The following is a 12520-nucleotide window of genomic DNA, read 5'->3' on the forward strand; positions in this document are numbered from 1 at the left end:
AGGGAAGATAATGACCAATAGCGCGTTACAGGCGACATGTACACCATTCGAACATTGTTTGGGGATAATCCGGCAGGCCTCGGTAGAAATTTTACTGATGCTTGGCGTGCGCGTCGCAGAAGGTAAAGATCCACGCTGGTTTCTCGAGCAGCTTGACCAGGCGCGATTGAATCTGGGAGGTTGGGGCGTTGTCGCCAGGCGGTTGCAGATGAATGACGCGCAATTGAGTCAGTTCACGTTGCGGCTACGCCATCTTCAGCAGAGCGTGCCGCAATATGAAAATGGCCAGGACGTCAGTGAAAACCAGCTGATTTCTGCGCTGCGCTTTGTCGCTTCTCTGGAACAGTTGCGCCAGCAACAGCCCCTCCTGAAGTATCCAACCGAGATTGAACGTGCAGAGCCGGATGCGCAGATGCGGGCGCAGCGTCAGCTTCGCGCAATAGAATTAACCCTCAAATCCCTCATTGCGCGGGTATGGCCGGATCAACATCCGCTCAACAGCTTCCTGAAACAGCACTTTGGCGGTGAACGTCTGCGTCGCTGGTTGAAGCTGGGGGAAAGTCGGGATGCGCTGGACGGCATGATGTTTAGCGAACTGGCGCTGATGGTTGTCGATAAGAAGTTATTCGTTCGGCATTTTAGCGAGATTTTTAACGACACCTCGGTGCTCATGTCGTTTGTTGAGCCACGTATCACGCTGAGGATGTTCCTGGATGACTGCCGCCTGGCCCGTAACTGCGTTATCGCGCAGCAGCCGCTAACCTCAGTACAGCTGCTGTTGCTGGATTGCCAGTACCGACAGATTACTCACCCTGTGCAGCGGGCATTTGAAGAACGGCGTACGCGCATTAATCCTGCGTCGTATCTGGCGTCCGATGAGGCGACGGTTCGCCAGTTTTGGGAAAACGCAAAGCAAAAAGACGAGCAGGCGGGGGGCGATAAACAGGAAATCGCAGACAGTATCGATCCGCCGGAGAAGCGGGCCAGGCGCACGGCGGAAGAACGTGAACAGCTGATTTCCGGCATGTTGTGGGTAGCGGTCGGTGTGATGGTGCTGGTGATTTCGCTGGGCGCGTTCTGGTTATTCACTTCGCCAGCGCCACAAGCGTCTTCCGGGCTATCCGTTGAAATCGTGCAGGAGGAGCCACGGCGTGATGCCCCTGGTGCGCGGGAGTCGGTGACCCGAATGGGCATCACCTGGGATGCCTTTAACATGCGCGCGGCTATCGAGCGCAACGACACCCGTGTGACGTCACTTTTCCTACAGGGCGGGATGGACTGGAAGCTGGCGTGGACGGAGCAGGCATTCTCGGCAGGCAATACCGAGGTGTTGAGGCTGCTGCTGCGTTACCCTTCGCAGATGAGTGAGAGTAAGCCATGTCGGCAGTTTATGACCACGGTCAGCCATGCGATGGCGAATGGGGCGTCACTCACATCGCTGCATAAAAGCTATCTGCAAAGTTTTTGCTCGGTGCCGGCGGTTGTCGCGCGTCAGCAGTATGACCTTGAACAGGCCGAGCTACGCGTTCGCGCGCAGCCAAGCCCAGAGAACAAGAAATGGCAAAAAATTCACGCCGAACTGTACGATGCGATTAACTGACGGTCTGATAATTCAGACCGTCAGCTGCTAGGGTTCGCCATACAGACCGATGAGTCGGCGCACCACGCCATTGGTCCAGCCAAAGCCGTCCTGTAACGGATATTCGCCGCCGCCGCCTTCGCGCGGCGCGGCGTCGGCGATGTGGTATTTTTCGATAAGCTTGTGGTGTTCCTGATAAAAGAGATTCACCGTTTTCAACCAGTTACGGGCAATTTCATCCCCGAGATGGTCGTCGCCGTAAAGTTTGAAACCTTGGATCGCCATCCATTGCAGCGGCGCCCAGCCGTTGGGTTTATCCCATTGCTCACCCGTTTCATGCTCCGTGGCTAAAATCCCTCCGGGGGTTAGCAGGCGACTGCGGACCGCATTGGCAAGTCGGTCGGCTTGTTCATGCGTTGCCATGCCGACATACAGCGGCACAATACTGGCGGCAGAGAACAGGGCCATTTGTTCGCGCCGCCAGTCGTAATCGCGATAGCAGCCGTTTTCATCGTCCCAGAGATAGCGATTCACCGCATCGCGGCGGTCATTGGCTTTCTGGCGAAACTGCGCTTCAGTTTCTTTGTCGCCTTTCAGTGCGGAAATATTGGCGATAGTGCTCTCCAGCTTGTAGAGGAACGCGTTCAGGTCAATAGGGATGAACTGAGTGGTGCGTATGCTGGCAAGACGGCCTGCATCGCGTAGCCAGCGCGAGGAGTAATCCCAGCCGGAGGCCGCGCCCGCGCGCAAATCCCGATACACTTCATTGGGTGGGCGACCCGAATGCTTGGCGGTCTCGACGTCTTCAAGCCACGACTCATCGCGCGGCGTATCACGATCGTCCCAATAGCGGTTGAGCAGGGAGCCGTCCGACATTCTGATCACGTGACGGTAGGCCTGGTTGAGTACCAGGGAATCTGCGCCATCCATCCAGAACGCGTACTCCATTTTTAGATGATCAAGGTAACGACGCGCGCCGCGTACGCCATCCTCTTCAAACAGTTCGACCATCAGCGCAAAGACCGGCGGCTGCGAGCGACTCAGGTAGTAAGTACGGTTACCGTTCGGGATGTGACCATAGTTTTCAATCATCCAGGCAAAGTTGTCCGCCATACATTTCAGCAGATCTTCGCGACCGCTCTCCGCCAGACCCAGCATGGTGAAGTAGGAATCCCAGTAGTAGGTTTCACTAAAACGTCCGCCGGGCACAATATATGACTGCGGTAACGCCAGCAGCGAGGACCAGGGAATGTGGTCCTGTGGTTCGCGCGTCAGCACCGGCCACAGTTGATCGATATGCTCTTTCAGCGAATTTGCCGGGTCAGAAACATATTCACTGGAGGGCGTTTCCGGGAGCCAGAAGTGGTTCTCGACGAAGCGTCGCAGATCAAAGTCGCGGTGGCGTTTAACCTTGCGATAGCGGATCAAAATATCCAGCGGATCCATTTTCGGTGCACAGTCGGGGAAGGTTTTGCTATCGGCAAACAGTTTCGACGACTGAACGTGTTCGAACAGCTCGAGGTAACGATCGGCGGGAGTTAACGCATCTGAGGCGGGTAACCCTTCAATCATCTCCGGTTCAGGCTCCGCCTCAATCATTTCATCCAGCTTTAACTCGCACGGATCCATTTCATAAAGCAGATCGATGTCGATCGTCATTTCTTCAGAAGGGGCGTGGGGTAGTTTCTGGTTGAGCATAATGCGAAAGACCTCCGATGGACGTTGAAAGATTAAGGCTATTGCCCGCTCGTCAATTAAGCGTAGACATTCGCTTCTGTATCTGGTGAGTAAAGCGTGCGGTCGATCACATTTTAGTGCTGCGCAATATCCAAAAAATAAATCTATCCTAATGAAAATAATGAATAATTCTGAATTCTGCACAACCTGAGGATATTCCATTTTCAGAACATTCGATTGCAACGAGGTGTGAACACAACCTGGTAACGTTTAACTCTATAATAGGTACAGGCTATTCTATCGATAGTTCTCCTCCATGTAATTGCTTGATACTTATCAAAATAGTAATCCCCTCATTTCCTATGATGGTCAGGTCTGACAAAGACTGTCTATTAATTATTCTAATTTTCTGGGTCACAATAACTCACAACGGTGAGGGTAAAATAATGAAAATCATTACCCGTCTTACCGTGATTGCCATAGCTGGCGTCGCGATTTGTTATTTTGGATTATCCGGTTATGTGTGGTATCACGATAATCAACGGAGTAAACAGGCTGATGTTCAGGCCTCTACGCTGGAAGAAAATAATAAAGTACTAGGGTTCTTACGTGAAAAAGGATGCGATTATTGTCACACTCCTTCGGCTGAACTACCTTTCTATTCTTCTTTTCCCGTCGCTAAGCAGTTGATGAATTATGATATTCAACTGGGATACAAATCATTCAATCTGGAGGCCGTTCGTGCGGCGCTGGTCGCGGATAAACCCGTTTCGCAAAGCGATCTGAATAAAATTGAGTGGGTGATGCAGTACGACACCATGCCGCCGACGCGTTATACCGCACTGCACTGGGCTGGCAAGGTAAGCGATACGGAGCGAGCAGAGATCCTGGGCTGGATTGCGAAACAGCGTGAGCAGTACTACGCCAGTAACGATACTGCCACGCAGCATCGTAATGAACCTGTACAGCCGATACCGGAAAGCATTCCGACCGATGCCCGCAAAGTAGCGCTTGGTTTTACGCTTTACCATGACCCGCGTATTTCCGGCGACAGCACGATTTCTTGTGCGCACTGTCACGCCCTGAATGCGGGCGGCGTGGATGGCCGGAAAACGTCAATCGGTGTAGGCGGCGCGGTTGGCCCTATCAATGCGCCAACGGTATTTAACTCGGTCTTTAACGTTGAGCAATTCTGGGATGGCCGTGCGCCAACACTGCAGGCGCAGGCCGGTGGTCCACCGTTGAACCCTATCGAAATGGCGTCTAAATCCTGGGATGAAATTATCCAGAAACTGGATAAGGATCCGCAACTTAAGCAAGAGTTCATTGCCGTTTATCCGCAGGGGTTCAGTGGGGATAATATTACCGATGCGATTGCTGAATTTGAGAAAACGCTGATTACGCCAAATTCGCCGTTTGATAAATGGCTGCGTGGTGATGAAGCGGCCTTAACCGCTCAGCAAAAACATGGCTATCAGTTGTTTAAAGATAATAAGTGCGCGACCTGTCATGGCGGTATTATTTTAGGCGGACGTTCATTTGAGCCATTGGGGCTGAAAAAGGACTTTAATTTCGGCGAGGTCACTGCTGCAGATATTGGCCGCATGAACGTCACCAATGAATTACGTGACAAGCTGCGTCAGAAAGTCCCTGGATTGCGTAACGTTGCGCTGACTGCGCCTTATTTCCATCGCGGTGATGTGCCTACGCTCGACGGTGCGGTAAAACTGATGCTGCGTTATCAGGTGGGTAAAGAACTACCGCAGGAAGATATCGACGATATCGTGGCATTCCTCGAAAGCCTTAATGGGGTATATACACCGTATATGCAGGGTAAATAAGAGAAAACCGGATGGCAAAGTGCCATCCGGTTTTTTATTGATTAACGCATGGTCACGAACTCTTCAGATGCCGTTGGGTGAATGGCAACGGTGTTATCAAAGTCTTTCTTGGTTGCGCCCATTTTCAGAGCGACCGCGAAGCCTTGCAGCATTTCATCCATCCCAAAACCAATGCCATGAATACCGACAATCTTCTCTTCCGGACCGACGCAAACCAGCTTCATGCGGCACGGCTGACGGTGGGTGGTGACAGCGGTATACATCGCGGTAAACGATGATTTATACACTTTCACCTGATCATCGCCGTGCTGTTCGCGAGCCTGCTGCTCGGTCAGGCCCACGGTACCAATAGGCGGATGGCTGAAGACCACGGTCGGGATGTTGCTGTAGTCCAGATGCTCGTCCGGCTTGTTGTTAAACAGACGCTCGGACAGACGACGGCCCGCGGCAACGGCAACCGGCGTCAGCTCAACGGCCCCGGTGTTATCGCCGACGGCATAAATACCCGGCACGCTGGTGTTCTGGAATTTATCAACGACGATGTAGCCTTTTTCGTTGGTTTTCACGCCAGTAACCGCCAGGTTGAAGTTGTCGGTGGCAGGTTCACGACCGATCGCCCAAATCAGGCAATCTACCGTTTCGCTACGACCATCTTCCAGTTGCAGGGTCAGGCTGCCATCAGCGTTTTTAACGACCGCTTTTGGTATCGCGTGAGTATGCAGAGTCGGGCCTTCGGCGTTCATCACCTCAACGAGCGTGTCGACAATCATCGGGTCGAAGCTGCGCAGCGGCGCGTGTTTACGCACGAACAGATGCGTTTCTGCGCCCAGACCGTTAATTACGCCCGCCAGTTCAACGGCGATGTAGCCTGCGCCAACAACGGCCACGCGTTTTGGCAGCGCGGGCAGCTCAAAGAAACCGTCGGAGTCGATACCGTATTCCACACCCGGAATGCTCGGATGGCTCGGGCGACCACCGGTAGCAATCAAAATATGATCGGCAGTAATGGTTTCACCGTTCACTTCAATGGTTTTGGCATCCACAAAGCGGGCAAAGCCTTTAATCACATCGACATTATTTTTGCCCAGCACGTTGTCGTACGAGGTATGAATGCGATCAATATAAGCGGTGCGCGTGGCGATCAGTTTATCCCAATCGAACTTATTGATGGTGGTGTCGAAACCGTAATCCGGCCCGTACATGTGGATTGCTTCGCGGACCTGTGCGGCATGCCACATCACTTTTTTCGGTACGCAGCCAACGTTAACGCAGGTGCCGCCTAGCTCTTTGGCTTCAATCAGCGCGCATTTCTGGCCGTACATTGCTGCACGGTTAATGGAGGCAATACCGCCGCTGCCGCCGCCAATAGCGATGTAATCATAGTGCTTGGTCATGACCGCTCCTTCATGTTCATTGTAGGGCGGAGAAGCGTTACGCCATCCGCCAAAATATTCGCGATTGTATACCTGAAATTAAAAGGTTCCACCGATGACTGCGATTACTCCGGCACGATCCAGCTTACCGACGTATGACCGGTTCCTGCCGGAACCAGTTTGCTGTGCAACCACGGCAGGACACTGTTCATCTGCTGCTCCAGCTTCCACGGCGGGTTTATTACAATCATACCGGACGCCGTCATGCCGCGCTGATCGCTGTCCGGACGCACCGCCAGCTCAATCTGCAGAATTTTGCGGATACCGGTGTCTTCCAGGTCGTGGATCATGCGTTTGATTTGCTGGCGCAGAACTACCGGATACCACAGCGCATAGGTGCCGGTTGCGAAACGCTTATAGCCTTCGTTAATACCGGTCACCACCGCCTGGTAGTCGCTTTTGATTTCGTAGGGGGGATCGATAAGGATCAGCCCGCGACGGGAAACCGGCGGTAATTTTGCTTTTAGCTGCTGATAACCATCGGCTTTGGCCACGCGTGCGCGCTCATCTTTCTGGAATTCGCCGCGCAGCAAAGGAAAGTCGCTCGGGTGCAGTTCCGTTAATTGCAGGCTGTCCTGTTCTCGCAGCAGCTGGCGAGCAATTAACGGAGAGCCGGGGTAATAGCGCAACTGGCCGCTACGGTTGAAGTGCTTCACCACGCCAATGTAGGGTTCCAGTTCGGCAGGCAAATCGTCCTGCTGCCAGATACGGGCGATCCCTTCCAGATATTCACCGGTACGTTCGGCATGCTCACTGCTCAGCTGATAACGGCCTGCGCCAGCATGGGTATCCAAATAGAGAAACGGTTTTTCTTTCTCTTTAAGCGATTCGATGATCAGGCTCTGGACGGTGTGTTTAAGGACGTCGGCGTGGTTGCCAGCGTGATAACTGTGGCGATAACTCAGCATGGGTAAACGTGTTCCAGGTTATAAACGTAGGCCCGAAAACAGCGCAATATCGGGCGAAAATAAAGCGTATCGCCACAGTATACAGAAAAGTCGTCACTGCCGCGAAAGCGCAACGCCTGGCATTGAAATCCTCTACACTTAACCCCATTGTACAAATTAATATGCACAGCGCCGGATACGCGCTTCATTCACTCTTTTCAACAGGACCGCGCTAATGACCAATCCATTGCTGACCCCCTTCGAACTGCCGCCGTTTTCTAAAATTCAGCCTGAGCACGTTGTGCCTGCCGTTACTAAGGCGCTGAACGATTGCCGCGAAAACGTTGAGCGAGTGGTTGCGCAGGGCGCGCCGTACACCTGGGAAAATCTTTGCCAGCCGTTGGCGGAAGTTGACGATGTGCTGGGGCGTATTTTCTCTCCGGTTAGCCACCTGAACTCGGTGAAAAACAGCCCGGAATTGCGCGAAGCCTACGAACAAACGCTGCCGCTGCTGTCTGAATACAGCACCTGGGTTGGGCAACATGAAGGTCTGTACAAAGCGTACCGCGACCTGCGTGACGGCGATCATTACGCTACCCTGAACACCGCACAGAAAAAAGCGGTCGATAACGCGCTGCGCGATTTTGAGCTTTCTGGTATTGGTCTGCCGAAGGAAAAACAGCTGCGCTATGGTGAGATTGCCACCCGCCTGTCTGAGCTGGGCAATCTCTACAGCAATAACGTCCTCGATGCCACGATGGGCTGGACTAAGCTGGTGACTGATGAAGCGGAACTCTCCGGCATGCCGGAAAGCGCGCTGGCGGCTGCAAAAGCCCAGGCTGATGCTAAACAGCAGGAAGGCTACCTGTTAACGCTGGATATCCCAAGCTACCTGCCGGTGATGACCTACTGTGATAACCAGGGGCTGCGTGAGGAGATGTATCGCGCTTACTCCACTCGCGCGTCTGACCAGGGGCCAAACGCTGGTAAATGGGACAACAGCCCGATAATGGAAGAGATCCTCGCGCTGCGCCACGAGCTGGCACAGCTGCTGGGCTTTGAAAGCTACGCTTTTAAATCTCTGTCCACCAAAATGGCGGAAAACCCGCAGCAGGTACTCGACTTCCTGACGGACCTGGCGAAACGTGCCCGTCCTCAGGGCGAGAAAGAGCTGGCTCAACTGCGCGCCTTCGCGAAAGCGGAATTTGGTGTCGATGAGCTGCAGCCGTGGGATATCGCTTACTACAGCGAGAAACAAAAACAGCACCTCTATAGCATCAGCGACGAGCAGCTGCGTCCATACTTCCCGGAAAACAAAGCCGTTAACGGCCTGTTTGAAGTGGTTAAACGTATTTACGGCATTACCGCTAAAGAGCGCACTGATGTTGACGTCTGGCACCCGGAAGTACGTTTCTTCGAACTGTATGACGAAAACAACGAACTGCGCGGCAGTTTCTATCTTGACCTGTATGCCCGTGAACATAAACGTGGCGGGGCGTGGATGGACGACTGCGTCGGCCAGATGCGTAAAGCCGACGGTACGCTGCAAAAGCCTGTTGCCTACCTGACCTGTAACTTTAACCGCCCGGTGAACGGCAAACCCGCGCTGTTTACCCACGATGAAGTGATCACCCTGTTCCACGAGTTCGGCCACGGTCTGCACCATATGCTGACCCGTATCGAAACTGCCGGTGTTTCAGGTATCAACGGCGTGCCGTGGGATGCGGTCGAACTGCCGAGCCAGTTTATGGAAAACTGGTGCTGGGAGCCCGAAGCGCTGGCATTTATCTCTGGTCACTTTGAGACCGGTGAGCCGCTGCCCAAGGAGCTGCTGGATAAAATGCTGGCGGCGAAAAATTACCAGGCGGCACTGTTTATTCTGCGTCAACTGGAGTTTGGCCTGTTTGATTTCCGTCTGCACGCGGAGTTTAACCCACAGCAAGGGGCGAAAATCCTCGAAACGCTGGCGGAAATTAAAAAGCAGGTCGCCGTGGTGCCGGGCCCAACGTGGGGCCGCTTCCCGCATGCCTTCAGCCATATTTTTGCTGGTGGCTATGCGGCGGGTTACTACAGCTACCTGTGGGCCGACGTGCTGGCGGCGGATGCATTCTCTCGCTTTGAAGATGAAGGGATTTTCAACCGTCAAACCGGACAATCGTTCCTCGATAACATTCTCACCCGTGGTGGTTCTGAAGAGCCGATGGAACTGTTCAAGCGCTTCCGTGGCCGTGAGCCGCAACTGGATGCAATGCTGGAGCATTACGGGATTAAAGGCTGATTATTCACGTGAAAATCTGCTTAGTAGATGAAACTGGCGCCGGAGACGGCGCCTTATCTGTTCTTGCCGTCCGCTGGAATCTTACGCACGATGAAGATAACCTGATGGCGCTGGTGATGACACCGGAACATCTGGAACTGCGCAAACGTGATGAGCCCAAACTCGGCGGTATCTTCGTGGATTTCGTTGGCGGTACGATGGCCCATCGGCGCAAATTTGGCGGTGGTCGCGGCGAAGCGGTGGCGAAGGCGGTTGGCATTAAAGGCGATTACCTGCCGGATGTGGTTGATGCGACTGCAGGGCTGGGGCGCGATGCGTTTGTGCTGGCCTCAGTAGGCTGCCGCGTGCGAATGCTGGAACGTAACCCGGTCGTGGCGGCGCTGTTGGATGATGGCCTGGCGCGAGGGTATGCTGACCCGGAAATCGGTCCGTGGCTGCAGGAACGTTTACAACTGATCCACGCCTCAAGCCTGACGGCGTTAACCGATATCACCCCGCGTCCGCAGGTGGTGTACCTCGACCCGATGTTCCCGCATAAGCAGAAAAGTGCGCTGGTGAAAAAAGAGATGCGCGTGTTTCAGTCGTTGGTGGGGCCGGACCTGGATGCGGATGGGCTGCTGGAGCCTGCGCGTCAGCTAGCCACTAAACGTGTGGTAGTGAAGCGCCCGGATTACGCACCGCCGCTGGCGGATGTCGCCACGCCGAACGCGGTAGTCACGAAAGGGCATCGGTTTGATATTTACGCGGGGACCGCGTAGTTTGTAGGCCGGATAAGGCGTTAGCCGCGCTATCCGGCATTACTGCTTAAACAAACGGTGCGTATGGGTCAGCCATCTCAAATGCGACGGCTCTTTCCGCTTTCGGCGGGTAAATCAGTTCACTGACAATCGATACTTTCAGTTTCTTCGCTTCTGCGCGAGTGAGTTTGACCTGCTGATCCCATCCTTCGGTATACACCGCGCCCCACGCGCCGAGATCCAGACAGGTGACGTACATCTCCTGACGGTACGGTGAAGGTTCTACTCCTAGCAGGCTTGCAACGGCGTTATTACCGGCAAATTTACCCAACAAAATAGCGTGCTGGCAGGTCATTAACGCATGGTTGCCTTTGTCATCGGTGGCGGCGTAGGCCACATCGCCAGTGGCGTAGATATCATCATGACCCACGACCTGCAGATTGGCATTCACATGCAGGCGGCCCTGTCGATCGCGCGGGGCGTTAATCTGTGCTGTCAGGTTATTGGCCTGCACGCCGACGGTCCAGATAACTGTCTGAGAGGCAATAACCTGCCCATCTTTCAGCGTTACGCCGCCGGCATCCACGCTTTCTACTTCTGCATTTACCAACCATTCGATGCCCAGTTCAGCGGAGGCTTCGATTATCACGTCGCGTAATTCCTGGCTCCAGCGCCCGGCAGGCTGAGCGCCGCGTTCAACTACGACCACTCTGGTCTTAGCATCGGCACCCAGAATCTCACGCAGACGACCAGGCAATTCCAGCGCCATCTCAATCCCGGTAAAGCCGCCGCCACAGATCACCACCGTATTGCGAGCCTCGCTTTCCGGCTGTAATGCCAGGTCTGTAATGTGCTGCTCCAGTGCGGTGGCGCTCTCGAGCTGGTCGAGGTCAAACGCATGCTCGGCTGCACCGACAACGGCGTCGCGGTTAACGTGACTCCCGCTGGCGAGTACCAGGCGGTCGTAGCGGCGCAGATGAATTTCACCGTTGGCATCTTTCCAGCTCACCTCTTTAGAGTCCGGGATGATCTGCTCGACGTGACCTTGCAGGAAGTTGACGCCGGTAACGTCAAACAAGGGTTGCAGCGGGGCGACCAGGGTTTGTACGGCGCGTTCATAAAAGCGTGGGCGGACACGCAGCTCTGGCTGTGGTGCAATTACTGTAATATCAATGGCCTGCTGATATTTATCCGCCAGTCGTGCGGCGCTTAATGCTGCCCACATACCGGCAAAGCCGGCGCCCACGATCAGAATTCGTTTACGCATTGGGGGGTTCTCTCTGGTGACTACGAACAATTTACTCGGATTTTATTTGTCGTAGTTAAGGATTGCAATGCGATCAGGAACCTTTTTGTCCTGATGTCGTAGGGTGTTTGATTATCTATTTGATAAATATATGATTAAAGTTTTTATATAAATATGGGTTGTGCTGCTGTCTGGAATGAGTGAGACGAAAAAGCTACAATTAACTCAGATTCATTTTGGCTGAGATAAGAGAATGGCATTTTACAGTTCCGGGGTTGAGTACGGCATTCATAGCCTGATGTGTATGGTCGACAGCAAGGGCGACGCGCGGGATATGAGCGTGCGGGAAATTGCCGAGCTGCAAAGCGTGCCGTATGACTACCTGGCGAAAATTTTCACCCGTTTGTCGAAAGCGGGCCTGGTGCGCAGCATTGAGGGAAAGGGGGGCGGTTTCCAGTTGGCTAAACCTGCTGAACACATTACGGTGCTGGACGTGGTGAATGCCATTGATGGCGATAAGCGCATCTTTGAGTGTCGTGAGATTCGCCAGCGGCTGGCGCTATTTGAGGAGCATCCGCCGGAGTGGGCCTGTGAAGGCATTTGTGGTGTGCGCTCGGTAATGGATATGGCTCAGCAGCGAATGGAAGAAGCGCTCGGTCAGCATACGATTCTGGATTTGGCGCGCAAAATGTACCGCAAAGCGCCGGACACTTTTGTGGTCGAAGTTCAGGAGTGGATTAACGCGCGCAAAGGGTAGCGATTGAAAATGCCCGGTGCTCATCCTCGGTGAGAAGCGTTTTCCGCTGGCGTGATAAAACTGAAGTCTTAATCAACGCAATATC

Annotated in this window: 9 protein-coding genes; 5 read left to right on the forward strand and 4 right to left on the reverse strand. The window is 53.8% G+C overall.

Annotated elements, in window-relative coordinates:
- Positions 1–10: 10 nt before the first annotated feature.
- Entirely contained in the window at positions 11–1600 is a 1590-nt protein-coding gene (locus HVZ39_RS00955) for an STY4199 family HEPN domain-containing protein (protein ID WP_016154886.1), read from the forward strand.
- 27 nt (positions 1601–1627) lie between these two features.
- Here HVZ39_RS00955 and HVZ39_RS00960 read toward each other — a convergent pair whose 3' ends face one another.
- Positions 1628–3277 carry an alpha,alpha-trehalase gene (locus tag HVZ39_RS00960; protein ID WP_016154885.1) on the reverse strand — a complete coding sequence of 550 codons (1650 nt, stop codon included), beginning with the start codon at positions 3275–3277 and terminating at the stop codon, positions 1628–1630.
- A 425-nt stretch (positions 3278–3702) separates the two neighbouring features.
- On the opposite strand from HVZ39_RS00960, the gene HVZ39_RS00965 reads away from it, so the two are divergent.
- The gene (locus HVZ39_RS00965) at positions 3703–5097 is read left to right on the forward strand and encodes a cytochrome-c peroxidase (RefSeq protein ID WP_016154884.1); all 1395 of its coding nucleotides are present in this window, start codon (positions 3703–3705) and stop codon (positions 5095–5097) included.
- A gap of 41 nt (positions 5098–5138) precedes the next feature.
- On the opposite strand, the gene gorA is transcribed toward HVZ39_RS00965, so the two are convergent.
- Together gorA and HVZ39_RS00975 are read right to left on the reverse strand one after the other, a co-directional pair.
- The gene (gorA, locus tag HVZ39_RS00970; RefSeq protein ID WP_016154882.1) at positions 5139–6491 is read right to left on the reverse strand and encodes a glutathione-disulfide reductase; all 1353 of its coding nucleotides are present in this window, start codon (positions 6489–6491) and stop codon (positions 5139–5141) included.
- 104 nt (positions 6492–6595) lie between these two features.
- The gene (locus HVZ39_RS00975) at positions 6596–7438 is read right to left on the reverse strand and encodes a 23S rRNA (adenine(2030)-N(6))-methyltransferase RlmJ (protein WP_016154881.1); all 843 of its coding nucleotides are present in this window, start codon (positions 7436–7438) and stop codon (positions 6596–6598) included.
- A gap of 214 nt (positions 7439–7652) precedes the next feature.
- On the opposite strand from HVZ39_RS00975, the gene prlC reads away from it, so the two are divergent.
- Both prlC and rsmJ read left to right on the forward strand, forming a co-directional pair.
- A complete protein-coding gene (prlC, locus tag HVZ39_RS00980) occupies positions 7653–9695 on the forward strand; it encodes an oligopeptidase A (protein ID WP_046274490.1) in 2043 nt (680 codons plus the stop codon).
- Between the two features lie 8 nt (positions 9696–9703).
- A complete protein-coding gene (gene rsmJ, locus HVZ39_RS00985) occupies positions 9704–10453 on the forward strand; it encodes a 16S rRNA (guanine(1516)-N(2))-methyltransferase RsmJ (protein WP_161623134.1) in 750 nt (249 codons plus the stop codon).
- Between the two features lie 46 nt (positions 10454–10499).
- On the opposite strand, the gene HVZ39_RS00990 is transcribed toward rsmJ, so the two are convergent.
- On the reverse strand, positions 10500–11699 hold the full coding sequence (locus HVZ39_RS00990; protein WP_181633123.1) for an NAD(P)/FAD-dependent oxidoreductase: 1200 nt from the start codon (positions 11697–11699) through the stop codon (positions 10500–10502).
- Positions 11700–11931: 232 nt separating this feature from the next.
- Between HVZ39_RS00990 and HVZ39_RS00995 the strand changes: the two genes are divergently transcribed.
- Complete coding sequence (locus HVZ39_RS00995) at positions 11932–12435, forward strand: Rrf2 family transcriptional regulator (RefSeq protein ID WP_181633124.1); 504 nt, start codon at positions 11932–11934, stop codon at positions 12433–12435.
- Positions 12436–12520 lie beyond the last annotated feature (85 nt).

Origin of the sequence: Citrobacter sp. RHB35-C21 (assembly GCF_013816515.1) — a bacterium.
Classification (GTDB): Bacteria; Pseudomonadota; Gammaproteobacteria; order Enterobacterales; family Enterobacteriaceae; genus Citrobacter; species Citrobacter braakii.

Coding starts and splice junctions, on each gene's coding strand:
- HVZ39_RS00995 (WP_181633124.1), top strand. CDS start 11,932: ATGGCATTTTACAGTTCCGGGGTTGAGTACGGCATTCATAGCCTGATG.
- HVZ39_RS00975 (WP_016154881.1), bottom strand. CDS start 7,438: ATGCTGAGTTATCGCCACAGTTATCACGCTGGCAACCACGCCGACGTC.
- gorA (WP_016154882.1), bottom strand. CDS start 6,491: ATGACCAAGCACTATGATTACATCGCTATTGGCGGCGGCAGCGGCGGT.
- HVZ39_RS00960 (WP_016154885.1), bottom strand. CDS start 3,277: ATGCTCAACCAGAAACTACCCCACGCCCCTTCTGAAGAAATGACGATC.
- HVZ39_RS00990 (WP_181633123.1), bottom strand. CDS start 11,699: ATGCGTAAACGAATTCTGATCGTGGGCGCCGGCTTTGCCGGTATGTGG.
- HVZ39_RS00955 (WP_016154886.1), top strand. CDS start 11: ATGACCAATAGCGCGTTACAGGCGACATGTACACCATTCGAACATTGT.
- HVZ39_RS00965 (WP_016154884.1), top strand. CDS start 3,703: ATGAAAATCATTACCCGTCTTACCGTGATTGCCATAGCTGGCGTCGCG.
- prlC (WP_046274490.1), top strand. CDS start 7,653: ATGACCAATCCATTGCTGACCCCCTTCGAACTGCCGCCGTTTTCTAAA.